We start from the raw sequence: 23,098 nt of genomic DNA, 5'->3' as shown, positions 1-23,098 counted from the left end.
TTTGTTCTTTTTACTGTGAAGACCGCATTCGTATGGAAGATTTCATCCGCATCTTTCCCAGGCCCATATGGATCAGAAAACCGCCTAATATCACAGACAGCAGGTACAGAACATTTCCGGCGGCCGTTCCGATGGTCAGTGCGATCTCATGAAATACGATCTGCCCATTGGGATAATAGGGACTGATGTAGAACATGTCGGCATTTCCGTAAGGGTGGGATACGATGTTGATGATCGTTGCAATGGCGGCACAAACCAGGAAAATCGGGATCGTGCCTGGAAACTCCTTGGCTTTTGTTCCTCCCAGGCCGGCAAGGCGGCTGTAAAGGCCAATGAAGATCAGTATAAAATGCCAAAGGAATCCGTGCAGGGTCAGTACAATAAAAGGATGCATCAGGCCGCTGGGCTCAGACAGGGCCATGATCCCGCCCAACAGGGCAAAATCCTGCATAAATGTACATACTGCCCTTAAAAAACGGGCTGGAGCCAGTGAATGGATAACAGGAAGAAGCAGACACAGATACATGGGGACACTGCACAGCTGAAATGGAAAATACCACCAGTCATACTGCTGTCCATTGACAATGTAATATAGGAATCCCTGCTTATACAGTTCACTGGCAGCCAGTATCAGCCCACAGAAAAACAGCACATGAAAGGGCTGTTTTTTTGACATGTTCCAGGCCAGATAAATGGCTGTAAGGATTCCTGCGCCTCCAAATAGAATGTGGAAGGCAGAATATGGAGCAGGTGTCTTCATGGACCATGATGACATCTGAAAGATTGATGTTGCGATGTTACCCATAAACGGAGCCTCCTGTGTGAACGATTATACATCATATGCAGATGCCTGACAACTCCTTACCTGAGAATAAAAATAATTTCAAAGGGAAAGATAAGGAAACAGGAAAAAGAATGGAAAGGCAGGAAAGAGAAGACATGGGAATAATAATTGCATTGCTGTCAGGTGCATTAATGAGTTTACAGGGTGTATTTAATACGGAGGTGACAAAGCAGACCAGTGTGTGGGTGGCGGCCGGATGGGTGCAGCTGACCGCCTTTATTACCTGCGTGGTCATATGGCTTTTTACTGGCAGGGAGCCGGTTATGGGCCTGATGCAGGTTACACCTAAATATGTGCTGCTGGGCGGAATCATGGGAGCCCTGATCACGTACACGGTGATCCGCAGCATGGCCAGCCTGGGACCGGCACAGACAGCTCTGTTGATCGTCATATCACAGATCATTGTGGCATATGGGATTGAACTGTTTGGATTGTTTGGAGTGGATAAGACCCCCTTTGCCTGGCACAAGCTCATAGGGGCAGCCATTGCCATTGGAGGTATTGTGGTCTTTGAAAGATAAAAATTGGAAATAACGCTTGTATTTAAAGGGTGTTTTAGATAGAATAGTAATATCAGGCTGGGATGGTACCCGTTGATAAGGAGGGATACCATTCAGATGAGACTTATATCTTTTAAAACATTAAAACTGCCAGCCATGGTCATATGCATGTTGGCTGCAGGCATATGCTATAGCTGTAGTGATCATCAGGACATCTCCGGAAAAGAGGAGGTAATCCTTGATTTAGAGGAACAGGAACGCGTTCTGCAGGAAACGTCAAATGAACAGGAACGTATTTTGCAGGGAACGCCTGCTGTGGATCCGGCGCGGCCAGAGACAGCGCTGGATGATAGAATGCCGTTGGACGGTGTGTTTGTTCATGTATGCGGAAAGGTCCAAAGTCCCGGAGTCTATGAACTTCCCCAGGGAAGCAGGGTCTGGGATGCCATTGAAGCGGCCGGAGGTTTTGAGGATGACGGCGCCAAAGAATACCTGAACCTGGCTGAGATGGTACAGGACGGTATGAAACTGGATGTTCCCAGTGAGAGCCAGGCCGAGGAATGGAAGGCCCAGGGACTTGTTGGCGGATGGAATTTGGGAGCGGATCCAGGGGCGTTATCCGGGGGATCTTCCGGAGCATTTTCTGGAACGTCATCCGGGGGATCCTCCGGAACGTCATCCAGGGTGAACTTGAATACGGCCACCAGGGAGGAACTTATGAGCCTTCGGGGCATAGGTGAATCCAGGGCAGAGGATATTATCCGCTACAGGGAGACTTACGGCGGTTTTCGATCTATAGAGGATATCATGAATGTGTCCGGAATTAAGGACGCAGCGTTTGAGAAGATTAAGGACAGTATCACAGTATAATCCGGTTGGGCGGCCTGAGTTTATTTCAGGCCGCCATTAATAGATAAGGGGAAAGAACATGGCAAAAGTATTAGTTGTAGATGATGAGAAATTGATTGTAAAGGGTATCCGCTTCAGCCTGGAACAGGACGGCATGGAAGTGGATTGTGCATATGACGGCGAGGAAGCGCTGGAACTGGCCAAGAAGACAGAGTATGATGTGGTGCTTTTGGATGTTATGCTTCCAAAGTATGATGGTTATGAGGTCTGCCAGGCGATCCGCGAGTTTTCCGACATGCCCATTATCATGCTGACGGCCAAGGGCGGCGATATGGATAAGATCCTGGGATTGGAATACGGGGCAGATGATTATATCAGCAAGCCTTTTAACATTCTGGAAGTCAAGGCCAGGATCAAGGCCATTATACGCCGCAGTTCCAAGAACAAACGTATGAAAAAAGAGGAGGCCAATGTCAGTGTGATCGGCTCCGGCGACCTTAAGATGGATACGGAAAGCCGCAGGGTGTTCATTGGTGAGCGGGAAATTAACCTGACTGCCAAGGAGTTTGACCTGCTGGAACTTTTGGTGCGCAATCCCAACAAGGTATACAGCAGGGAGGCGCTGCTCACCTATGTGTGGGGCAATAAGGCCATGGACAGCGGTGACGTGAGGACTGTGGACGTCCATGTGAGAAGACTGAGGGAGAAGATTGAGCCAAGTCCAAGCGACCCCAAGTATGTACATACAAAGTGGGGGGTTGGATATTATTTCCGTGTCAAAGGATGAGCATGAGATTGACGATAGAATGTGTTTAAGGAGTTCACGTATGTACGATTATAGAATCAGAACAGCTGAGCCGCAGGATCTGGATGCCGTGGTTCAGGTGGAACTGGCTTGTTTTCCTGCTGCAGAAGCTGCGGACAGGGAACGTTTAAAGGAACGGCTGGAACTGTTTGGAGAAAGTTTCTTGGTGGCAGAGACAAAGGATGGGATCATTGGATTGGTCAACGGAGCGGTTACAGACCATAGGACCATTGAGGATGAGATGTTTGAGGACAGCTCCCTTCACGATCCCAAAGGAGCATATCAGAGCATTTTCGGCTTGGATGTGGTGAAGGAATACCGCTGTCAGGGTGTGGCGGCAGCCCTGATGGAGGCAATGATCAAGAGAGCTAAAGAACAGGGCCGAAAGGGCCTGATCCTTACCTGCAAGGACCGTCTGATCCATTATTATGAGAAATTTGGATACGTGAACATGGGAGTGTCACGGTCGGTTCACGGCGGTGCGGTCTGGTACGATATGATATTGGAGTTTAATACATGAAGATTACCCTTGTTACAGTTGGAAAGATAAAGGAACGGTACTTTGAGGATGCCATTAAGGAGTACTCCAAGCGTTTGAGCCGTTACTGCAAGCTGGAGATCATCCAGGTGGCGGATGAGAAGACACCGGATGGGGCGGGCGAAGCCCTTGAAAAGCAGATAAAGGAAAAGGAGGGTCAGAGGATCCTCTCCAATATAAAGGACGGGGCTTATGTGATCGCCCTGGCGATTGAAGGCAGGATGCTGTCCAGCGAGGAACTGGCTCTTAGGCTTCAAAAGCTGGGTGTTGACGGCACAAGCCAGATCGTGTTTGTGATCGGCGGCTCCCTGGGGCTGTCTGAAGCGGTTATGAAGCGGGCGGACTATGCCCTGAGCTTTTCCAAAATGACATTTCCCCACCAGCTGATGCGGGTGGTCCTGTTGGAGCAGATTTATAGGAGTTACAGGATCATTGGGGGGGAACCGTATCACAAGTAGCGGGGAAAAGGATGATTGTTAAAAATAGGTTGTATTTATCCTAGTTTTAGCATATACTAAAGTTGAGGTGATGAATATGATGGTAAACACAGAAGCGTTAGTAGCAATGACAGAAGCAAATCAGAATTTTTCTAAAGTAACGCATATTGTAGACGAAAATGGTCTTGCTGTAATTCTCAAAAATAATAAGCCCAGATACATTGTGGTAGATTTTGAGGAATACGAAGCGATAAAAGGAATCAGAGAGGCAAGAGAAAAAAAGTTAGAAATGACAGCAGACGCTTTGATTGAAGAAAATATGGAAGCATTTCTGGAGTTGGCTAAATGATAATTTTAACAGTAGATGAAGTAATAAAAATTCATGGAAGGCTTATAGAAAAAACAGGCGGACTGGATGGATAAAGAGACAGGGGGCTGTTGGAATCGGCTATTTTCAGTATATCCAGTGATTTGGGGAGATAGAAGTTTATCCTACGGTGGAAGAAAAAGCCGCCAGGATTGCTTTTGGATTAGGCGTGGCAGATGGCAGTATTGGTTATGATGAAATATTAAATTGGGTTATAAGTCATAAAATAATGGAATAGAACTAAGAATAAGCAGATATTATAAACATAATAAGGGAATCCCAGGTTGACGATTATAGTTGGCCTGGGATTTTTTGCGGAAAGGAGGATACCAACATGGAAAAGGATTTAAAAATGTACATGACAGAAGAATTTATCAAACTGAATACAGCAGAGGAACAGAGGGAATTCATTGAAAATCTGCGTTTCCTTATGATGGAGGATGATAAGGACTTTCTGAACTATTATTCTAATATGGGAATTAGAAAATCGGAGTTCTATTCCGTGTCTGACCGGCTTTATCAGTTAAATAATCTGCATATGCTGTCTGGCTTCATTTATCAGAACAGACAAGTCCTGCTGAATGAGGTAAGTGAAATAAAAGGGCAACATGGCATACCGGATTTTACTACAGTCTGCAATATAGGCAAAGAAACAATGCTGTCCAGAATGTTCCAGGTGATGAAGAACTTTAAAATCAATGAAAGCGACAGCAAATAGAAAACAGAATCGTATGATTGAAAGAATCCGTATTGAACCTCAAAGACCATAATGGTTTTTGGGGTTAAGAGTCCATCCGAATCCATATAAATGATGATTTTATTAATTTCTTGTCAGAGAAGGAGGATGTACCCCCAAAGGGCATGTCCTCTATTTTAATGCCCAATTTTTTATCCAATTTTATCCATATGGTTACAATGTTATGGACTATTTTTATGAAAAGTGCTAAGATGAAACAAAAAAGGGGGAGTACATATGAAAAGATCGTTTCTGGTAATTTTATCAGCAGTACTGGTATTAGGCGGCTGCGGCGGAGGGGGGACAACTCCTGCAACGGACACAGGAAAGGCGCAGGAGACCGCGTCCGGGCCAGCAGAGGAGACCACACAAAAGGAGACTACCCAGGCGGAGACTGCGGCGCCTCCAAAGGAGGTAAAGGAACTGTCGGCAGGAGAGTTTGATGAGTTATTGGCAGGTCTTCCGGTTTCTGTTGTAAACACAGAGTACGTTGTACAGGATGATCAGTACAAGTCCCTTTACCCGGACCTGCTGAGCACGGTCATCCAGAACCATACGGATGAGGACATTAAAGATGCTGTTCTCGCCATTGTGGCTTGGGACAGCAATAAGCTTCCCGTCAAGCTGGTGGGCAATATGGATTTTCAGGGAGGCGAGTATTTCAAAAAGGTAAATTACAGGGACATTAACTTAGTGGGCGGGGGTACATTTGGGGAAGATTCCGGATTTTCCGTTGATGAATCCTGCAAAGTGGATTCTTTTAAAACGATCATATTGTCCTTTGAGACATTTGACGGTGATAAATGGAAGAACCCATATGAGGACAGTTTCCGCCAGGCATATGAGGGAAAGAAATACACCGATGACATAAAAATTCAAGTTGAGATGCAGGATGCTGATTTTGTGAAATCCGATACCCCGTCAGGAACAAGGGTGGAAAATGCTTCCGCTGAGGAATTAGAGGCATCCCTGGCCAGTCAGCCCGTGTTTGTGAGCAACACAAACTATGCGGTCCAGAATGACCGGTATAAGTCAATATATCCGGATCTGCTCCAGGCCATTATCCAAAACAATTCAGAGGAGGATATCCGTGATGCGGTCTTGGCATTTGTGGCCTGGGATTCCAACGGCCTTCCTGTAAAGATCAAGGGGCAGATGAGTTTTAATGACCCCACCTATGTGACAGAAGTATTGCTTGAGGATATTAATTTGGTCCCGGGAAGTTCTTATGGTGATTCTCAGGGATATGCGATCGATGAAAATTGCGCTATTGAGTCATTTAAAGCAATGGTTGTATCGTACACTACCTTTGAAGACAAGACATGGGAAAACCCTGAGTATAAAGCCTTTTGCGATCTGTATGAGGGAAAGCGGTTGACACAGCAGTAAAACAAAGGCCGGCTCTTATTTCAATTGGATAAGAGCCGGCTGGTTTGTTTAAAAAAGGGAAGACCCAGCCATCCTTAGATGCGCCGGTCCACATAATCCAGAGCTTGGATCCAGACGCCCTTGTTCTGCTGCCAGACCACAGGATATTCTGAGAATGGCACAGGGCATGGGGTTTTACCCACTTCCAGGGTTACCCCGGGAACGGCCCCGCTTCTGGACTGCATCCAGTCTTTAAAGCCGCCTTTTCCATCGCTGGAATCCATGGAATAACCGGTCATGACCGAGATGGCTTCCGCCAGGGTATTGGATGCCATCTCAGCGCCGTTGCTGCTTGTGGTCCAGTAGATGACCTCACCCTGGGAGTGGTAGCTGATGGTAATGGCCCACGGGTACTGTTCCGCCAGTGAAAAAAGGGCTCTGCTCTCCGGTTCCGAAAAAGGGGCGGTGCCTTTGTAGGCAGCGTAGGAAGGAGCCGCCAGTGTGGTGGACAGATTTTCCCAGCCATATGGGAAATTATAATTCAGATCCACACCGGCTGCATTTGCCTTCCATTTTGTCAGATATACTTCAAAGGAATCGGATGTACGGCCAAGGCTCACATCCCGGGCATAGCAGTCCATGATGCCCTGTTTCAGTCCCTGGTCGCGTATGGCATCAATGCCGAACTGGCTTAAGGTTACGCCGTCCGGATTTGTCATGGGAACAAAATGAATGGCCACCTTCTGAAGCATATCAGATATAGATTTGTAATTGTAGTGCCCTGTTTCATAAAATGCCAGGGCATATTCCAGCTGACCCATCATTACCAGCGGGGTCATATACTCTCTTGCATGGATAGCCCCCTGGATGAGGATCTGTGCCTTGGCATCTGGGTTTCCCAGAATGATATCATAGATATTTCTTCCGTCCAGGGAGGTTCCGATGACCTGAACGGAGATTTTATCTCCATATGTATTCTGAAGGGACTGGATATCGGCCTCCATCTGTTCATAGGAGTACCGGTCCACTGGTTTGACAATGGGATCCGCCACCTCCTGATCCAAAAAATCACTGATCCCAACCGCTGCCCGGATTCCAGGTCCCACAGCATTGGCCTCCGCATAGGAGGGCTCTGCCCCGTAACTGACAAAGCTGCCCAGCCCCACGGCCCTCTGTCCGGCGTCCCACGGTCCCGTGCTGCCCAGCCCCATATTGCCAACAACCAGGATACCGCTCAATAAAGCGCAAATCACACGTTTTGTCATTGCTTTCCCTTGCCCTTCTTTTTTATTTGCTATGTTGTACAGTTTCGATTCCATATGTTCTCAATCTAATATAAATGAGCATTTCAGTCAAATAAAGTTTTCTTACATTTTTATTCCGTTTTTATGAGTGTTAGAAATGTTTCTAATTTGAAATGATTTAAAGACAGGGATGATATGTCCGGTTGAAACATAAATCATACCGGCCTGTGAGGAAGAACGTTTCCATATGGGTTTGACAAAAGGCCGGGAAGGAGGCGCTCATCCCACAGGGGAATAAAATAGGATTGAAAGATCAGCGGTCAATCAGGTATAATGTTGTCAGACGGAGGTGTTGAGATGAGTCAGTCAGACAAGGTACCCAAAGCCATCATTTTTATGGGAATACAGGCAAGCGGCAAATCTACATTTTTTCAGCAGAATTTTGCCCGGGATTTTGTACATATCAATTTGGATTCCCTGCATACCAGAACTAAGGAGGCAAAACTGCTGGAGGAATGTCTGAAGCAAAGGGCCAGTTTTGTGGTGGACAACACAAACCCCACGGCCGGGGACAGGAAGCGGTACATACAGGCGGCCAGGGAAAATGGCTATGAGATAGAAGGATATTTCTTCCAATCCCTGGTAAAGGACTGCATCCAGCGGAATTCCCGGCGTTTGGGAAAAGCCTGCGTCCCCGACAGGGCGATCGCATATACCTCCAACCGGCTGGAGATGCCGGCTCATGATGAGGGATTTGACCGGTTGTATTTTGTATGCATCCGGAACGGGGAATTTAAGGTGGACGAGTGGAAAAATCAGTGTTTTAATGGGAGGGAAAGATGAATTTTGAAACATTAGATATTAATATGCGCAGATTTGAGACCTCACTGGATCAGGTGATCCTGCCTGACCTTTATTTGGTGGTACGCATTGACGGCAGGAATTTTACAAGGCTGACCAAGGAGATCTGTGAGTTTGAGGCGCCCTTTGATACACGGTTCAGGGATGCCATGACAGATACGGTAAAGCATTTGATGGAATGCGGGTTCAGGATCGTATACGGGTATACACAGAGCGATGAGATCTCCCTTCTGTTCCATCCGGACGACAGGACATTTGGCAGGAAGACAAGGAAGATAAATTCGGTTCTGGCAGGGGAGGCCAGCGCCTTTTTCTCCTTAAAGCTGGGAGTGCTGGCTTGTTTTGACTGCCGTGTGGTCCCCCTTCCTAACCTGGAATGTGTGAAGGACTATTTTGCATGGAGGCAGGAGGATGCACACAGGAATTCACTGAATGCCCACTGTTATTGGCTGCTGCGGCAGGAAGGGAAGTCCGCCCAGGAGGCAACCAAAGAGATTGAGGGAAAATCGGTTTCCTTTAAAAACGAACTCCTCTTTTCCAGGAATATCAATTACAATGACCTTCCGGGCTGGCAGAAGCGGGGGATAGGGCTGTACTATTCCTCCTATGAAAAGACAGGGTATGATCCGATCAAACAGCAGAAAGCAGTCAGTATCCGGAACCGGATAGAGACAAACATGGATCTGGATACGGGGGATGGATATACGGACTGGGTGGTTTCACTGATGCAGGGCAGAGGATAGATCAGGGTGGGATCCCATGGAAGCGAAATATGCTTTGGTGGGATCTTTTTATATTGGCAAGCAGGACATTGCGGTGCGTTTGATTGGGGGACAGAGCAGGAGCCGCCAAGCTGATGATGCAATTATGATGCAAAAATGATGGAAATCGGATGCAAGGGTGCCTTACAATAACAGTCATAAACAAATAAACAGAATGGGCTGAAGGAGGAGATCAGAGTGAGGCGTTCGTTGTTTTTAATGGTTTTTCTGCTGGCCGCGGCAGCGGCCGGATGCGGTGTAAGGTCTGATGATACCGCCTGGGTTAGCTGTTTTAACGCTGTCCGCCCGGATGCCAGGTCTGTCCGCCCGGATGCCAAGTCTCCTCGGACAGGGCAGAAAGGGGAGGAGAACTCCGGGTATCCGTACCAGGCCGTGCCTGAATCAACGGGCCGCATCGATCTTGCAGTGGAATCAGAGGGAATCTATTGGGTCCACAGTGGTGAGGCATATGGATTTATGGACGTGGAGGGGGAGGAGATAACCCCTTTTGTCTATGATGAGGCATATCCCTTCAGCCAGGGGCTGGCCTGTGTGTCCTATGAGGGGAAATACGGGTTTATCAATAAGAAGGGAGAGACGGCCCTGCCTTTTATTTATGACAGTGCCGCCCCCTTTGCGGAGGGGCTTGGGTATTTTGCCATAGGTGACAAATATGGTTTTATGGACAGGGAAGGAAATCCTGTGTTTTACCTGGATTGCGACAGTGTCAGTTCCTTTCAGGAGGGGATGGCTTATTTCAGTATGGGCGGAACATACGGGTATATTGATTTGGAAGGAAAAACCGTAATTGAACCAATTTATGATGATGCGGATTATTTCCAGGATGGCCTGGCGGAGATCGTAAAAAACGGCGCACATGGTATGATTGACCAAAAGGGAAATGAGATCATTTCCCCGGAATATGATCGTATTGAGAGAAATGACGGGTTTGTGGTGGTTCAGTCAGACGGTCTGTACGGGTGTTTTGACAGAAAGGGTTCCATGCTGCTTCCGGCTGCCTATGACCTGATCTTCATTGAGAATGACCTGATCTGTTTTCGTACAAATGGCAGGGCCGGGTTTGCGGACAGAGAGGGCCGGGTGATCATGGAGGGCTCCTATCATCATGTTCTTCCAATTTCTGGAAGGAATCTGGCTATTGTGGAAAGCAACGGACAGTGGGGCGTGGTGGATTGTGAGGGCACGGTCAAGGTGCCTTTGATCTATCAGTGGATCGGAAGCGGCGGGCAGGACAATGAGGTGCTGATCCTTTCACTTAATGGAAAAACGGGATGCCTGAGCGCGGAGGACTGTTCAGAGCTGATACCGGTCAAGTATGACCAGATTTATGGATTTATTAATGACCAGGCAGTTGTGCGGATGGGCGGAAAGTACGGTGTGGCGGATAAGAAGGGGAATCTTAAGATACCTGTCCTGTATGATGAGATACGTCTGTTTGACAATGGCAGTATGGCTCTGACAGGCAGGGGAATCACCCGCCTGGTTGACGGCAGTGGGAAGCTGATTCATGTGGGGATCTATGATTATGTGTCTTGGCGGGGAACGTGCTATGAGGTGGAGAAGGGGCGCAAGACCGGATTCCTGGATGAGACAGGCAGGATGGTGATCGCCCCGGTATATGATTATGTGTCCTATGACAACCGGCTGTCCCCTGGCGTGTGCGTGGCATCCCTGTATCAGTCCGATATCCGCAGCCATGTGATCAAGACGGGGGAGAACGTGGATGGGGATTTGTCACAGATACTTCTCAAGAATATGATCACGCCCAAAATGGCGCTGTTTTATGCATTTGTGCAGCATAGGACCATGGGCGCAGAGGATGGATTTTTGGGCTATGGCAGGACATACAGGCTGTATGGCATAGACGGATCAGGAGAGCCTGCTTTATATGCCTGTGCGGAGCCCTATGACCAGCCTGCATTTCCCTGGTCCTGCAGCGGCTTTTATGCCATGGGGGATAATGAAGTAAAGGAGCTGGTGACCGGGTCTGAGTGCGGCGGATCACTGCGGGGGGACCGAGCGCGCCTGTGGTATGACAAAGAGACAAAAAAGACCATGGTCGGAACCCAGGGAAGCTGGGGCGGATTTGGCGGGCGGGCTTATGGCGGTGCGGTTTATGAATACAGCGGCAAAGCGGTGCGTCAGGTATGCTCGTTTTACTGCGTAAGCCGGACATCAGGGGGGACGGAGTACTCGGTCAATGGGATCCGCGCCACGGCGGAGGAATTTGAAGCTGTTTACAGGCGATTTAAGTAGAGGATGGATCAAACATGGCTCTGTACAAAATGTAAGGTTTTTTATCAGGGTATCTGTGATATAATGAAAAAGCCGGATCTTTTTTGCCAGAACAATCTAAGGACTCGCTCTGGGAACGGCCGGTTACCATATCAGGGTCAGGAGGGTCGCTCTCTATGAGGAAATATATTATGGCTGCATAGCATAGGCTGATGCAGTGAATGAAAGTAATTGTATAGCCTTTGCTATTCCGGACAGAAGAATATGTTTGGGAGGCGGCGATGCGCTATCAGAAGGCGAATGAAATTCTTCCGGAGAATCTGGTTGAATTAATTCAAAAGTATATTGACGGGGGATATGTATATATTCCCAGGAAGCAGGAAAACAGAAAAAATTGGGGAGAGTCTTCCAGGGCAAAGGAAGAACTCCGGAGACGGAATAAAGAGATATTTACAAAATACAGACAGGGGATGGGGGTAAAGTCCTTGGCTGAGCAGTATTTCCTGTCTGAAAAAAGCATACAGAGGATTGTGCTTCAGGAAAAGAAAACATTTCAGGAAAAAAAGATACTTCAGGAAACAGAGGACCAGGGCAGTGTACCGGATTGACGGGATACACTGCCTTTTTCTTGTTTCTGGGCAGTGTTTAAGGTTTATGGCAGGCAGGCTCCATGATAGAGTAGCTGATGGAGGAACTTGAAAATGAAACAGGAATATAGAAAGAAATGGATCGTCCTGCCCCAGACGCTGCCCGGGGTTTTAAGAAGGTGTCCGAAATGCGGACGGAAAGCAGAGTTTGAAAACAGCGGAACATTCAGGGTCAATGCAAATGGACGGCTGCTGGACGTGTGGCTGGTTTACCGCTGCACGGTGTGTGAGACAAGCCTTAACATGACCGTATATGAACGCGTGGAAGCGGATACGCTGGAGCAGGGGGAATATAAGGGCTTTTTAAACAATGACAGGACCCTGGCCGCTGCCTATGGAAGCAGCCGAAGCCTGTTTGCAAAAAACAGGGCTCAGATGGTGGAGCACTGGGATAAGTACACGGTGCGGGAGACAGATACCACGGTCCCCTGCAGACAGGAGCAGTGGAGCGAGGTGGAGGTATGGCTTGGGGGATACCTGAAGCCGAGGATGGACGCCCTGTTTGCAAGGCAGCTGGGAGTTTCCAAAAGCCAGATCAAAGGCCTGTGCGGATCAGGCCTGGTTTGTGTGATGGAAGGGAAGGCGGATGCCGGGGCAAGGGTGAAGAACGGACAGGTCTTTTATATCAGCAGGGAATGCCGGGCCGGGAGGAAATTGCTGGCAGTTGGGGATGCAGGTTGTTTTTATGACGGACATGCTATATACTGAAGGAATCACAGGACAGAAAGATAAGGTTGATATAGTATGACACCATCATTTCACACACATTACCATCCCTTAACATCCCGCCCCTATCTGCGAAACAGCACTTATACGGAACACACGCCCTGTCGGGCGCTAAAACCGTATGTTGCCTGTTTTTGGACATCCATGGGGGAAATGGAAGACGGGGAAGAGAAAGCTGCGGTTTCCGTTGCCGGGGAGCGGGAACCCTTATCCGGGGTTCTGGTTATCCCGGATACCTGTGTGGATGTCATTATAGAATTGAACCATGGACCGCAGACCGTCAAAAGCCGCCTTTGCGGGATCCAGGATTATTCCGTCACCGTGGGACCGGGAACAGGAAAGAGGAAGATGACTACCTTTGCGGTCAGGTTTTATTTTTGGGCCGTTCGCTTGTTCATGGATCTGGATATGAGGGATATTTATAATGGGGTGCTGGACTTTGAACTGCTGGTGCCCGGAAGCAGGGATGCATTTCAGGAACTGTTTTATCAGCAGTCCCTGAGGGATAAAATAGAATGGATGGAAGAATATCTTCTTAAAAAACTGGATACCGGCAGATTAAATGCCAATTTTTTTAATTCCGTTGACCATATGCTAAGATCCAGGGGATGTGCCGCGGTCAAGGACATCTGCGGCTGCGCCAGTGTAAGCCAGCGGCAGATGGAACGCCTGTTCAGGCAGGAAATCGGTATTTCCATCAAGCGCACCGCCAGTCTGGTGCGGTATCAGAATGTGTGGAGGGAGATCGTATGCCGGGAGCGGTTTGAGATCCAGGAAGCAGTCGGTCAATTCGGCTATGCGGATCAGGCACATCTGCTCAACGATTTTAAACGGTTTCACAGCGTATGGCCGGTCCAGGCAAAGCAGATCGCAATGGCCAGCCGATAGGGGAAAGCCGGGGGCCGGGATCCGGACATGTCGCTTTTTTTCAATACAGTTTCCTCCGGTTGTGGTATATTTTTTCTACTATGACACAACCTGGAGGTACGAAGATGAAACAGTTAGGCGCAGCCGCATATGATGAGATACGGAAATGGATCTACCGCAATGCCAGACCACTGGACCTGGCGTTATGGCAGTTTGAATTTGAGGGCGGAAACCGGGAAACGGTGATGGAGATCCTTGGCTTATACCAGAATGAGGACGGAGGCTTTGCAAACACGCTGGATCCTGATAACTGGAGCAGGGAATCCTCACCCTATACAACTATGATTGCGGTCAGCATCCTCCGCACCTGCGGCCTTACAGATAAGGAGCATCCCATTGTACAGGGAATCATAAGGTTTCTGGACAGCGGAGTACACTGCTCCGAGGATGGATGGCATTTCACCGTCCCCTCCGGAGATGACCCGGCACAGGCGCCATGGGCCGTGTACAGTGAGGAAACCAACAGGGAACAGGACATGGGATTGACCGCAGGGCTTTGTGCATTTGTCCTGCGCTACGGGGGCAGCCGGTCCGGGTTATATGCCAGGGCGGCGGGATATGTGGATAAAATATTAAAAAAGGTAAAGACAGCGGAGGATTTGGGGGAAATGGGAGCCGGTGGCCTGGGAATCCTGTTATGGGATATCGCAGAGTCAGGCTTATCCGCCCGCTTTGACTGCTCAGCTATCGCTGGTGTGATGCCGGATCTGATCAACAGCCGGATGGAGCGCAACCCGGAAAAGTGGGCTTTCTATACGCCGCGGCCTTCTGAGTTTATCTGGTCGCCTGAAAGCGTTTTTTATAAAGGAAATGAGGAAATAGTGGATACTGAGCTGGATTACCTGATTGATACCAGAAACCCGGGCGGTGTGTGGAATATTACATGGACATGGTTCCGGCAGGGGGAGAAGTATCCAAAGGAGTTTGCTGTCAGCGAGAACTGGTGGATGGCCAACAAGGCCATTGAAAAACTGCGTTTCCTGAAAGCGTTTGGAAGGATGTAAACGAAAGAAACCCCTGGTTCACCGAGGGTAAAATAAGGAAAGGGTAATAATGGGCATGGGAATTTACAGGATCGGAGTGATCTCAGACACACATGGACTGATCAGGGATGAGGTAAAGGAGATACTTACAACCTGCCAGGTGATCCTGCATGGTGGCGATATCAACCGCCAGGCGGTATTGGATGAACTGGCTCAGATCGCTCCGGTCCATGCGGTGAGGGGCAATAATGACAAAGAGTGGGCAGAGCATATTCCGGAGACATTATGCCTTGAGATTATGGGACTTTCAATCCTTATGATCCATAATAAGCAGCACCTGCCGAAGGACCTGGGCGACAGGAACCTGATCATCTATGGGCATTCCCACCGGTATGAGGAAAAACAGGAGGGCGGCAGGACCTGGCTGAATCCGGGCAGCTGCGGCCCGAGAAGGTTCAGCCAGCCCATCACCATGGCCGTGGTGGAGGTAGAGGAGGGGAGGGAGGGGTACCGGGTACAAAAACTGGAGATCCCCCACAACTAGGGCCTGGAATCAGGTTATGAGCCGGCGCCCCGGATCCAATCCACCCATATGGAATAGTATTTACCTAATACATGGGAACCGTCTGAGGTGTATGCGGCCTTCAGGTTCCCATTTTCATCATCAAACAGTTCGTTTACGTTTATATAATAGCAGCGTTCAGCGTCTGCTATTTTTTTGATTTCCCCATTCAGTGCATTGATATTCTCATTGTTGTAGATGGGGCTTTTAGATGATTTCTTCTGGGTTACGTGCAGGTTGGCTTCCAGGATCAGCTGGGCTTCTGGCTGCATTTCCTGTATCCTGTTTACAATGGATCGGTATTGAGCCACGGTGCGCTGGCGGTCATAGCCCAGTTCATTGATTCCCAGCATTACATAAATGGTGAGATAACGGTCCTGGGAAAGTACCTGCTCCAATGTCTTTTTGCTCCCGTCCCTGAGCGTTACCTTGGCATCAAACAGGTTGTAGACACTCATGCCTGAATTGGCAAACACCTGGGCATTGCCCAGATTTCCATATTCCCACAGCCCCACGGTTCTGGAATCTCCAATAAACAGAACACCGGAGAAATTTTCGTCCGGTATGGGCGCTGCCTGGGAGTTTGCAGAAGCATCCGCATCGGATGGCGCCTGGCCTTTTGCGGAAGCATCCGCATCGGATGGCGCCTCTGCTTCTGAAGAAAGTTTTGCAGGCATTTTCCGGGAGATCTTCTCCGGATCCGAAGCCTTATCTGTTTTCTGTGCTTTTTGCCGCGTCCATCTTCCATGGACCGGCACGGAGGACTTTGCGTATGCAATACTTTTTCCCTGCAGATAAGACCCTGACCTGAGTACGGCGTGGTCCATCCAGCCGGGAAAGACATGAGTCACGGCAGCTCCTGCCAGACTGATGGTGAGAATAAAGGTATACCAGCATTTTCTCATAATGACATCCCCCTTAAAATCTGAAATATAGAAATGGGTCGTCAGCTCCCATTTTCATACAGTAAATACACAGCCAGAATATGGCTAACAGTGCCGCTGCCGAGATCAATCGGTATTTAACCCTGTGATAGATCCTTGCGGGCAGATCTGTCATGAAGAGAAATCCGGCGGCAATGGAGATAAAATAGAGTTTCCCGTATTTAAACACATCACCGGAGTAGTAGGTGAAATGCCTGTCCGGCGCCAAGATAGGAAACAGGCGCTGGAAGTAGACTGCCGTCTGTGACAGGTCTGTAACAGCAAATACCAGCCAGGTGAGCGCAATGGCAAGCATCATATAGGCGTGGCCCAACGGGGGGATCCGTGACAGGATGCGGCTCATTCCCAGCTTTTCCACTGTTATGAGAACAAACAGGACAGCGCCCCATAATATAAAGTTCCAGCTGGCGCCGTGCCAGAAACCGGTGAGAAGCCATACTGCGGACAGGTTGAGGATGGAGCGCAGGCTGCCCTTGCGGTTTCCACCAAGGGGAATGTAGACATATTCCCGGAACCAGCTTCCCAGGGTCATGTGCCACCTTCTCCAGAATTCGGTCATGGAAACTGCCGTATAGGGATGGGAAAAGTTGTCCGGCAGCGAAAACCCCATGAGTCTGCCCAGTCCCTTTGCCATCAGGGAGTAACCATAGAAATCAAAATAGATCTGAAGGCTGAAGGCAGTCAGCCCCAGCCAGGCCAGGGGGGTGGAAATGCTGTCATAGCCAATGGCGCCCACCTGGCTCCACAGGCCGCCGATCTGATTGGCCAGCAGAACCTTTAGACCCAGGCCGATGGTAAATTCCCGCAGCCCGTCTTCAATATTGATTACGGTGTGCCTTCGCCTGCTGATCTGCCTGCGGATGGAGGAGTATGTGACGATCGGGCCAGCGATCAGCTGGGGAAACATACAGATATACATTCCAAAGTTGATAAACGAGGTTTCGTATGGCGCATCCTTCCGGTAAACGTCCACCAGATAGGATATGGCCTGAAAGGTATAAAAGCTGATGCCCACAGGAAGGATCATGTTAAAAACAGGAACAGACAGGCTGATCCCGGCCCATGAAAAGAGCTGATTTATGTTCCCGGCAAAAAAGCCGGAGTATTTGAACAGAAAAAGCCAGGAGAGGTTATAGATGATCCCCGCAGCCAGCCACCTGCCTTTGTTGATCTTCTGCCTTTTCTGGCCCAGTTTGATCCCCAGCCTGTAATTGACCAGTATGGACAAAACCAGCAGGGCCAGATAAAAGGGGTGTTCCCTGATCCCATAAAAGTAAAAAGCCAGGCTGCCGGCAAACAGGCAGAGGTTTTTCCATCTGCCCGGGCATATGGTATACAGGGTAAAAAATATTGGAAGAAATATAAATATAAAGTTTAGACTGCTAAAAACCATGTTTCGATCATCCCATCTTTTAGTATTCCATAGATTAGATGGATGGGAGGGTCGAAAAGTTGCAGCATTTGATAAAATGAAATAAAAGATCATCGGATAGGAATATACAGGTCGATCTGGCTCTCAGGATGGTCAGATCCAAGAAAACGCTCATCATACAGTTCAAAGTCTTCCCGGTTGTCAAGTTCCTGCTCCGCCTTCAGAAACCAGGTGCCCCAGATATATTGGAAGGACAGGTTCAGGTTCCGTAAGCCGCCGGTATGGGTAAAAACCGCATACCGGCCGCCTTGAAGGACTTTTGGCACAAAGGGCCGGGGAAGGCCCTCAAATGAGGAAACCTCCAGGGCAGCTACTTCTGAAAACAGGACATCATCGTTCATGGTATACAGGTTGTTGCCGTCCCGGCAGGCTTCACAGATGCCAAAGCCGCGGCCGTCCGGAACCGCATGGGGGATCATGGGGATCATGCCCGTGAACTGTTTCCAAAGGTCGGGCAGCACATTGTTGCTGAGGCTGGTCTGTCCCCTCAGTCCGGCGGCCTTAATATCAGGAAGTTGGACGATCCGGGGATGTACCGTAAGGTTTTTAGTCAGATGGGTCATCAGCTGCTGATCCACCTTTGGCTTGGCGCTGATGAAAAGGTCCAGGCGGTTTTTTCGGTACTGGACAGGACTTGCCTGATAAACAGACTTAAAGGCCCGGCTGAATGCTTCGCTGGACTCAAATCCATTGTCCAGCGCAATGTCAATGATCCGTTTGTCTGTGTAGAGAAGCTGGCCGGCAGCATTGGAAAGGCGGCGCTTTTTGATATATCCGCCCACATTTTCACCCAGCAGGGCGTAAAACAGCCTTGTCAGATGATAATAGGAGTAGCCTGCATGGCAGGCTACCTCCTCCACTGTCAACGGGTCACCCAAATGGTTCTCTATATACAGGATGGCCTGTTCCAGCGCTTTTTCGTAATTCATATACTGCTCCTGTTCTGAAAGATGGATGGAGGGGCAGGCTTGTTGCAGATGGTAATGCTCCTGCTTTCCTCACAAAACGGTTCATGGATGGAGAAATGCCGCCATCCGTTTTCTTCCCGTCCGCCCCAGCACAGATCCATGGTAAGTTCTTCCGGGTCTATGACCATGCTTTTGGTGGTTCCAAAAAAGTCTTTGTAAAAGGGGCAGGAAAGTCCGCCGGGATAGGGGGTGAGAAGAAACTGCTTCAGTTCCTCCTGCCCGTACCCGCCCTTTTTCTTGGTTAAAAAATGTTCCATGGTTTGGCAGCGCACCAGGGAGTGCTCCATGGCCTGGGATTCCCGAAGGATCATTTCATTGAGAAGGGGATGGTTGGCTGCAAACAGGTATTGATCCCGGGATGAGGGGGCAATGGACTTATACGCCTTGTGTCCGTCAAGGGTTTCATAAAGGGCCGCATTTTTGCCCCTGTCCACCAGGATCAGATTCATGTTATAGGCAATGGGCATATCCTCCAGGCGCTCCAGGGATTCTTTTACATCCCGGCAGGTGTCAAGAAGGGTGCGGATCACGGCCCAGAACTGAAGCCCGGTAACGGCAGGGCGGCGCATGCCTGGATTGGCTCCCACAGGAAAACCGCAGGAACTCATGGTTACGGATAGTCCGTGTTCATTGAGTCCGTCATCCCGTCCGATCCCCAGCACACTGGTGCCAATGTGGGTATAGGTGTCCTTGATGCAGGTCCTGATCAGAGTAAAGTCTTCCATCTCATCATTGAATTCGTAGTTGCGGGCCACCAGGGGATGGCTGTTTGACGTCATGGACGGAAGGAGGGCCATGTGGCTGCAACCGGGATGAAGCCAGGTCATGGCGTAATAAACCAGGTTTTCCGGCCGAGTCTTAAGTCCATCGGCGAATCCGGCCAGCTCCTCATTGAGGCCGGGGCAGCAGCTGGAGAACAGGTCGGCTGCCATTGCCATCTCCTTTGCCCCCAGTCCCGGGAATCCGGCCGTACAGATATGTTTGTGTGGTGAATGAACTGACATCCAGGTTCCCAGGTGATAACCTGCCTCATAGTGGGTGCCTGTAAGTTCAATGGTGTGTGTGGTTATGGTTTTCATATGATTCTTCCTCCTTGTGCGGTACATATGTATGCCTTAATTGTACAGGAGAAAGAATATTAATCATGATATTTCCTGCTGTTTTTTGCCGGCGGCTACAGGATCTCCCCCAAAATCTCCTTTTCCGCAAACAATGCGGTGGCCCCTCCTGTATGCCAGAACACCACGGTGCTGCCCTGGGGAACCCTGCCTATTCGTATATGATCCAGCATTCCGGCAAATGCCTTCCCAGTATACACCGGGTCAATGAACAGACCCTCCGTTTGGGCCAGCAGCCGGATGGCTTCGGTGGCGCTTTCGCTGGGGATCTCATAGCCGGGCAGGTAGTAATTTAAGTCCGTATGGATATCTCTGGAAGCTTCCACTGATACAGGCGCTCCTAGAAGCGCCAGGCTTTCATTGGCCAGGTCCTGGGTGCGTTTGGGATAGCCTTCATCCTTCCAGCTAACATTGATGGAGATGATCTCTGTATCCAGGCCGGTCAGCACCTTGCCGGCGGCCAGCCCTGCCATGGTCCCGCCGGTTCCGGTTCCGTGGAAGATATAGTCAGGGTGGATACCCATGTCAGCCACCTGTTCAGCAAATTCCACAAAACCTTCAATAAAGCCCACAGAACCCACCGGGCTGGCTCCTCCCATGGGCACCTCGTAGCATTTGTGTCCCTGGGTTTCCAGCTGTTTCATATGTTCCCTTGCCATCTGGACGGAGCGTTCCTCCGCTTCCGCTTCCTCCTCGCCCGGATTCATCCTTACCACGTGGATCTCCGCCCCCATGATCCTATCCAGGAGCAGGTTGGAGCGCAGATCCTCTTCGTCCGGTTCCACGATCGCTACCAGGTACAGCACGGGCTTTAGTCCGCAGCGGCGGCAGGCGGAAACGGTCTGCATGGCGTGGTTGGACTGGGTCGCTCCAAAGGTAAACACATATTCACATCCCTTTGCGGCAGCATCCCCGATGAGATACTGGAGTTTGCGGATCTTGTTTCCGCCAAACAGGTTCATCCCTGTAAAGTCATCCCTTTTAATATACAGATTCACGCCCAATTCCTCTGACAGGTGGTCCAGCTTGTAAAGAGGAGTAGGGAAAAACCCCAGGTCTGCCTTGGGCATTTGTTTTAGAAGGTTTCTCGCAGCAGCGCATGTTTCTTTTAAATGGTCCATATTTTATTCCTCCGTCCTTTTGATCATGTATACCTATGTGACCGATGACCATAGTATACCATAAAATACCGGTTCCACAAAGCGTGTATCAAGTATAAACAGAATCTGATTGCAGGATGATAAGCGTGTGGGGTATAATATCCACGTAGACGGTGAGCCGGGAGAGCAGCGAAACCTGAGACTTTGGCAAAACGTGCCGGAGGACGGTCATTTAGAAAAGGAAGGGGGCAGGTTCATGAAAAAGAATCCCCAGGGAAAACGCTGGCACAGGCTGGACAATACGGGAAAGATCTTTCCCATGATCGCCAACGAAAACCTGAGCAACGTATTCCGCATATCAGTCGTATTAAAACATGAAATCGATCCGGTACTTCTTCAGCAGGCCCTGGAAGATACCCTGCCGCGCTTTAAAGGATTTAAAGTCAAGTTAAAGCGGGGTTTTTTCTGGTACTATTTTGAGGGAAATAAACGGACCCCTTATATAGAGAAGGAGAACACCTGGCCCTGCCGTTATATTGATCCAAAAAGTAATCAGCTGTACCTGTTCCGGGTAAGCTATTACCAATGCCGTATCAACCTGGAAGTGTTTCATGCTGTTACGGACGGGATGGGAGCCACGAACTTTATCCGTGAGCTCACTGCCCGGTATCTTGATTTGAGAAGCGGCCGGCAGCAGGAACTCAGGGAGGAGCAGCAGGGGCCGGCTGATAAGATCGAGGACAGCTATCTGAAAAATTACAGGGAAATGCCGCGGACCCGGTACAGCTCCAAGCCGGCCTACCATCTGGAGGGAAACTATCTTCCCCTGGGAGGGGAGAGCGTCATACACGGCCGTGTCAATATACGGGATCTGAAGCAGGCATGCCGCGCCCGGAAGGTGAGTGTCACAAAATACCTGACCGCCTCTCTGATCTGGTCCATCTGCCAGGTCTACATGGACGGTAAGCCCGGCCCCCAGCGGATTGAAGTCAACCTTCCCATTAACCTCAGGGCTTTTTTCGGGTCTGACACATCCTCCAATTTTTTTGCGGTAACAGGCATTCACTATGGTCAGCCCCAGGGAAACGGGGATTTTGATTCCATCCTTGCCTCTGTATGTACCCAGATGGATGAAAAGATCGTCAAGGAAAAGCTGGAGCAGACCATTTCCTATAATGTATCCAATGAAAAGAAGTGGTATGTGCGTATACTGCCCCTTTGTGTCAAATGGCTGGCCCTTGGGTTTATCTTTAAACGCAATGACAGGGCCCATACCATTACCCTGTCCAATATCGGCCCCATATCCATGGATGAGAAATATCAGGAGGAGATTGAGAACTTCCTTCTGCTCATCGGCGTATCCAAACGCCAGCCGGCCAAATGCGGGATCTGCGCCTACGGTGACACGGTCACCATTACCTTTACCAAGGTGTTTGATGATGACCGCCTGGAGGACTGCTTTTTTCAGCGCCTTAAAGAGGATGGGGTTCCAGCGGAGCTGGAAAGCAACGGTCTTGTAAAGCCCCTGTGCTGGAAAGGGAATTATCCAGTGATCGAGTATGATAAAAATAAATGGAAAAAACTGGTCTATCTGTTTTATGGGGTGCTGGCCGCCATGGCCATTGTCCTGGGACTTGTGAATATAGCCACCTATGACCATCTGTGGTGGTCGGGTATCGCCATTCCGGGCATTGCCTATGCTGGCCTTACCATGCGCTATTCCATTTTGCGCCATGCCAATCTGGGCAAGACAGTGATGATAGAAACCATTGGAATGCAGGTGCTTCTGGTGATGATCGACTGGGTGCTGGGATATGAGGGATGGTCTGTAAATTATGCCGTTCCCGCAACCATCCTGTTCGCGGATGTGGCGGTTGTGTTCCTGATCCTTGTTAACAGGCTGAATTGGCAGAGTTATTTTATGTATCAGCTGGCCATTACTATTTTCAGCTTTATCCCGCTGATCCTGTGGGCGGCGGGACTTGTAACCCGGCCTCTTATGGCTGTGATAACCGTGGTTCTGACCGTGTTTATCCTGGCCATGACCATTTTCCTGGGAGACAGGGGCGTAAAGAACGAGCTGATCCGGCGGTTCCACCTGTAATGAGATGCCGGGGCGGAGCAA

General features: G+C 49.4%; 25 protein-coding genes. 18 read left to right on the top strand and 7 right to left on the bottom strand.

The window, feature by feature from the left end:
* Nucleotides 1-10 precede the first annotated feature (10 nt).
* A complete protein-coding gene (locus tag HMPREF9469_RS07245; RefSeq protein ID WP_007860539.1) occupies nt 11-805 on the bottom strand; it encodes a TMEM164 family acyltransferase in 795 nt (264 codons plus the stop codon).
* A 134-nt stretch (nt 806-939) separates the two neighbouring features.
* Between HMPREF9469_RS07245 and HMPREF9469_RS07240 the strand changes: the two genes are divergently transcribed.
* The 8 genes from HMPREF9469_RS07240 (at nt 940) to HMPREF9469_RS07205 (ending at nt 6,465) form a co-directional block, all read left to right on the top strand.
* The gene (locus HMPREF9469_RS07240) at nt 940-1,365 is read left to right on the top strand and encodes a DMT family transporter (RefSeq protein ID WP_040415696.1); all 426 of its coding nucleotides are present in this window, start codon (nt 940-942) and stop codon (nt 1,363-1,365) included.
* Between the two features lie 96 nt (nt 1,366-1,461).
* On the top strand, nt 1,462-2,214 hold the full coding sequence (locus HMPREF9469_RS07235) for a helix-hairpin-helix domain-containing protein (RefSeq protein WP_007860536.1): 753 nt from the start codon (nt 1,462-1,464) through the stop codon (nt 2,212-2,214).
* Between the two features lie 58 nt (nt 2,215-2,272).
* Nucleotides 2,273-2,980 (top strand): response regulator transcription factor, encoded by a 708-nt coding sequence (locus HMPREF9469_RS07230; protein WP_007860534.1) that lies wholly within the window; start codon nt 2,273-2,275, stop codon nt 2,978-2,980.
* Between the two features lie 40 nt (nt 2,981-3,020).
* On the top strand, nt 3,021-3,518 hold the full coding sequence (locus HMPREF9469_RS07225) for a GNAT family N-acetyltransferase (RefSeq protein ID WP_007860532.1): 498 nt from the start codon (nt 3,021-3,023) through the stop codon (nt 3,516-3,518).
* The gene (gene rlmH, locus HMPREF9469_RS07220; protein ID WP_007860527.1) at nt 3,515-3,994 is read left to right on the top strand and encodes a 23S rRNA (pseudouridine(1915)-N(3))-methyltransferase RlmH; all 480 of its coding nucleotides are present in this window, start codon (nt 3,515-3,517) and stop codon (nt 3,992-3,994) included. Before HMPREF9469_RS07225 ends, rlmH begins: the two co-directional genes overlap by 4 nt.
* Nucleotides 3,995-4,070: 76 nt before the next feature.
* Nucleotides 4,071-4,322, top strand: a complete 252-nt coding sequence (locus HMPREF9469_RS07215) for a type II toxin-antitoxin system Phd/YefM family antitoxin (protein WP_007860526.1) — start codon at nt 4,071-4,073, stop codon at nt 4,320-4,322.
* A gap of 352 nt (nt 4,323-4,674) precedes the next feature.
* On the top strand, nt 4,675-5,058 hold the full coding sequence (locus tag HMPREF9469_RS07210; protein WP_007860525.1) for a hypothetical protein: 384 nt from the start codon (nt 4,675-4,677) through the stop codon (nt 5,056-5,058).
* A 255-nt stretch (nt 5,059-5,313) separates the two neighbouring features.
* Complete coding sequence (locus HMPREF9469_RS07205) at nt 5,314-6,465, top strand: DUF5780 domain-containing protein (protein ID WP_007860523.1); 1,152 nt, start codon at nt 5,314-5,316, stop codon at nt 6,463-6,465.
* 74 nt (nt 6,466-6,539) lie between these two features.
* On the opposite strand, the gene HMPREF9469_RS07200 is transcribed toward HMPREF9469_RS07205, so the two are convergent.
* The gene (locus HMPREF9469_RS07200; protein WP_007860520.1) at nt 6,540-7,709 is read right to left on the bottom strand and encodes a M14 family zinc carboxypeptidase; all 1,170 of its coding nucleotides are present in this window, start codon (nt 7,707-7,709) and stop codon (nt 6,540-6,542) included.
* Nucleotides 7,710-8,045: 336 nt separating this feature from the next.
* Between HMPREF9469_RS07200 and HMPREF9469_RS07195 the strand changes: the two genes are divergently transcribed.
* From HMPREF9469_RS07195 to HMPREF9469_RS07160, 9 genes are all read left to right on the top strand, one after another.
* Entirely contained in the window at nt 8,046-8,531 is a 486-nt protein-coding gene (locus HMPREF9469_RS07195; protein WP_007860519.1) for an AAA family ATPase, read from the top strand.
* Nucleotides 8,528-9,292, top strand: a complete 765-nt coding sequence (locus HMPREF9469_RS07190) for a tRNA(His) guanylyltransferase Thg1 family protein (RefSeq protein WP_007860518.1) — start codon at nt 8,528-8,530, stop codon at nt 9,290-9,292. The genes HMPREF9469_RS07195 and HMPREF9469_RS07190 overlap by 4 nt, the downstream gene beginning before the upstream one ends.
* Before the next feature lie 16 nt (nt 9,293-9,308).
* The gene (locus HMPREF9469_RS33345; protein WP_007860517.1) at nt 9,309-9,431 is read left to right on the top strand and encodes a hypothetical protein; all 123 of its coding nucleotides are present in this window, start codon (nt 9,309-9,311) and stop codon (nt 9,429-9,431) included.
* A 77-nt stretch (nt 9,432-9,508) separates the two neighbouring features.
* Nucleotides 9,509-11,587 carry a WG repeat-containing protein gene (locus HMPREF9469_RS07185; protein ID WP_007860516.1) on the top strand — a complete coding sequence of 693 codons (2,079 nt, stop codon included), beginning with the start codon at nt 9,509-9,511 and terminating at the stop codon, nt 11,585-11,587.
* 260 nt (nt 11,588-11,847) lie between these two features.
* On the top strand, nt 11,848-12,174 hold the full coding sequence (locus HMPREF9469_RS07180) for a CD3324 family protein (RefSeq protein WP_007860515.1): 327 nt from the start codon (nt 11,848-11,850) through the stop codon (nt 12,172-12,174).
* A 93-nt stretch (nt 12,175-12,267) separates the two neighbouring features.
* Nucleotides 12,268-12,921, top strand: a complete 654-nt coding sequence (locus HMPREF9469_RS07175; protein ID WP_007860514.1) for a DUF1062 domain-containing protein — start codon at nt 12,268-12,270, stop codon at nt 12,919-12,921.
* Between the two features lie 36 nt (nt 12,922-12,957).
* The gene (locus HMPREF9469_RS07170; RefSeq protein WP_007860513.1) at nt 12,958-13,827 is read left to right on the top strand and encodes a helix-turn-helix domain-containing protein; all 870 of its coding nucleotides are present in this window, start codon (nt 12,958-12,960) and stop codon (nt 13,825-13,827) included.
* Nucleotides 13,828-13,931: 104 nt separating this feature from the next.
* On the top strand, nt 13,932-14,870 hold the full coding sequence (locus tag HMPREF9469_RS07165) for a hypothetical protein (protein ID WP_007860512.1): 939 nt from the start codon (nt 13,932-13,934) through the stop codon (nt 14,868-14,870).
* A 49-nt stretch (nt 14,871-14,919) separates the two neighbouring features.
* Entirely contained in the window at nt 14,920-15,393 is a 474-nt protein-coding gene (locus HMPREF9469_RS07160; protein ID WP_007860511.1) for a metallophosphoesterase family protein, read from the top strand.
* 14 nt (nt 15,394-15,407) lie between these two features.
* On the opposite strand, the gene HMPREF9469_RS07155 is transcribed toward HMPREF9469_RS07160, so the two are convergent.
* The 5 genes from HMPREF9469_RS07155 to HMPREF9469_RS07135 form a co-directional block, all read right to left on the bottom strand.
* Nucleotides 15,408-16,316 (bottom strand): GDSL-type esterase/lipase family protein, encoded by a 909-nt coding sequence (locus HMPREF9469_RS07155; RefSeq protein ID WP_007860509.1) that lies wholly within the window; start codon nt 16,314-16,316, stop codon nt 15,408-15,410.
* Between the two features lie 13 nt (nt 16,317-16,329).
* The gene (locus HMPREF9469_RS07150) at nt 16,330-17,748 is read right to left on the bottom strand and encodes an MBOAT family O-acyltransferase (protein ID WP_007860508.1); all 1,419 of its coding nucleotides are present in this window, start codon (nt 17,746-17,748) and stop codon (nt 16,330-16,332) included.
* Between the two features lie 89 nt (nt 17,749-17,837).
* Entirely contained in the window at nt 17,838-18,716 is an 879-nt protein-coding gene (locus HMPREF9469_RS07145; RefSeq protein ID WP_007860507.1) for an AraC family transcriptional regulator, read from the bottom strand.
* On the bottom strand, nt 18,713-19,834 hold the full coding sequence (locus tag HMPREF9469_RS07140) for a C45 family autoproteolytic acyltransferase/hydolase (protein WP_007860506.1): 1,122 nt from the start codon (nt 19,832-19,834) through the stop codon (nt 18,713-18,715). The genes HMPREF9469_RS07145 and HMPREF9469_RS07140 overlap by 4 nt, the downstream gene beginning before the upstream one ends.
* A 95-nt stretch (nt 19,835-19,929) precedes the next feature.
* A complete protein-coding gene (locus HMPREF9469_RS07135; protein WP_007860505.1) occupies nt 19,930-20,994 on the bottom strand; it encodes a D-cysteine desulfhydrase family protein in 1,065 nt (354 codons plus the stop codon).
* 235 nt (nt 20,995-21,229) lie between these two features.
* Between HMPREF9469_RS07135 and HMPREF9469_RS07130 the strand changes: the two genes are divergently transcribed.
* On the top strand, nt 21,230-23,077 hold the full coding sequence (locus tag HMPREF9469_RS07130) for a DUF6320 domain-containing protein (RefSeq protein WP_040415131.1): 1,848 nt from the start codon (nt 21,230-21,232) through the stop codon (nt 23,075-23,077).
* The last annotated feature ends 21 nt before the right edge of the window (nt 23,078-23,098 follow it).

Source organism: [Clostridium] citroniae WAL-17108 (assembly GCF_000233455.1).
In the GTDB taxonomy this organism is placed as follows: domain Bacteria; phylum Bacillota; class Clostridia; order Lachnospirales; family Lachnospiraceae; genus Enterocloster; species Enterocloster citroniae.
This window is presented reverse-complemented; position numbering and strand designations above follow the sequence as displayed.

Coding starts and splice junctions, on each gene's coding strand:
- HMPREF9469_RS07245 (WP_007860539.1), bottom strand. CDS start 805: ATGGGTAACATCGCAACATCAATCTTTCAGATGTCATCATGGTCCATG.
- HMPREF9469_RS07240 (WP_040415696.1), top strand. CDS start 940: ATGGGAATAATAATTGCATTGCTGTCAGGTGCATTAATGAGTTTACAG.
- HMPREF9469_RS07235 (WP_007860536.1), top strand. CDS start 1,462: ATGAGACTTATATCTTTTAAAACATTAAAACTGCCAGCCATGGTCATA.
- HMPREF9469_RS07230 (WP_007860534.1), top strand. CDS start 2,273: ATGGCAAAAGTATTAGTTGTAGATGATGAGAAATTGATTGTAAAGGGT.
- HMPREF9469_RS07225 (WP_007860532.1), top strand. CDS start 3,021: ATGTACGATTATAGAATCAGAACAGCTGAGCCGCAGGATCTGGATGCC.
- rlmH (WP_007860527.1), top strand. CDS start 3,515: ATGAAGATTACCCTTGTTACAGTTGGAAAGATAAAGGAACGGTACTTT.
- HMPREF9469_RS07215 (WP_007860526.1), top strand. CDS start 4,071: ATGATGGTAAACACAGAAGCGTTAGTAGCAATGACAGAAGCAAATCAG.
- HMPREF9469_RS07210 (WP_007860525.1), top strand. CDS start 4,675: ATGGAAAAGGATTTAAAAATGTACATGACAGAAGAATTTATCAAACTG.
- HMPREF9469_RS07205 (WP_007860523.1), top strand. CDS start 5,314: ATGAAAAGATCGTTTCTGGTAATTTTATCAGCAGTACTGGTATTAGGC.
- HMPREF9469_RS07200 (WP_007860520.1), bottom strand. CDS start 7,709: ATGACAAAACGTGTGATTTGCGCTTTATTGAGCGGTATCCTGGTTGTT.
- HMPREF9469_RS07195 (WP_007860519.1), top strand. CDS start 8,046: ATGAGTCAGTCAGACAAGGTACCCAAAGCCATCATTTTTATGGGAATA.
- HMPREF9469_RS07190 (WP_007860518.1), top strand. CDS start 8,528: ATGAATTTTGAAACATTAGATATTAATATGCGCAGATTTGAGACCTCA.
- HMPREF9469_RS33345 (WP_007860517.1), top strand. CDS start 9,309: ATGGAAGCGAAATATGCTTTGGTGGGATCTTTTTATATTGGCAAGCAG.
- HMPREF9469_RS07180 (WP_007860515.1), top strand. CDS start 11,848: ATGCGCTATCAGAAGGCGAATGAAATTCTTCCGGAGAATCTGGTTGAA.
- HMPREF9469_RS07175 (WP_007860514.1), top strand. CDS start 12,268: ATGAAACAGGAATATAGAAAGAAATGGATCGTCCTGCCCCAGACGCTG.
- HMPREF9469_RS07170 (WP_007860513.1), top strand. CDS start 12,958: ATGACACCATCATTTCACACACATTACCATCCCTTAACATCCCGCCCC.
- HMPREF9469_RS07165 (WP_007860512.1), top strand. CDS start 13,932: ATGAAACAGTTAGGCGCAGCCGCATATGATGAGATACGGAAATGGATC.
- HMPREF9469_RS07160 (WP_007860511.1), top strand. CDS start 14,920: ATGGGCATGGGAATTTACAGGATCGGAGTGATCTCAGACACACATGGA.
- HMPREF9469_RS07155 (WP_007860509.1), bottom strand. CDS start 16,316: ATGAGAAAATGCTGGTATACCTTTATTCTCACCATCAGTCTGGCAGGA.
- HMPREF9469_RS07150 (WP_007860508.1), bottom strand. CDS start 17,748: ATGGTTTTTAGCAGTCTAAACTTTATATTTATATTTCTTCCAATATTT.
- HMPREF9469_RS07145 (WP_007860507.1), bottom strand. CDS start 18,716: ATGAATTACGAAAAAGCGCTGGAACAGGCCATCCTGTATATAGAGAAC.
- HMPREF9469_RS07140 (WP_007860506.1), bottom strand. CDS start 19,834: ATGAAAACCATAACCACACACACCATTGAACTTACAGGCACCCACTAT.
- HMPREF9469_RS07135 (WP_007860505.1), bottom strand. CDS start 20,994: ATGGACCATTTAAAAGAAACATGCGCTGCTGCGAGAAACCTTCTAAAA.
- HMPREF9469_RS07130 (WP_040415131.1), top strand. CDS start 21,230: ATGAAAAAGAATCCCCAGGGAAAACGCTGGCACAGGCTGGACAATACG.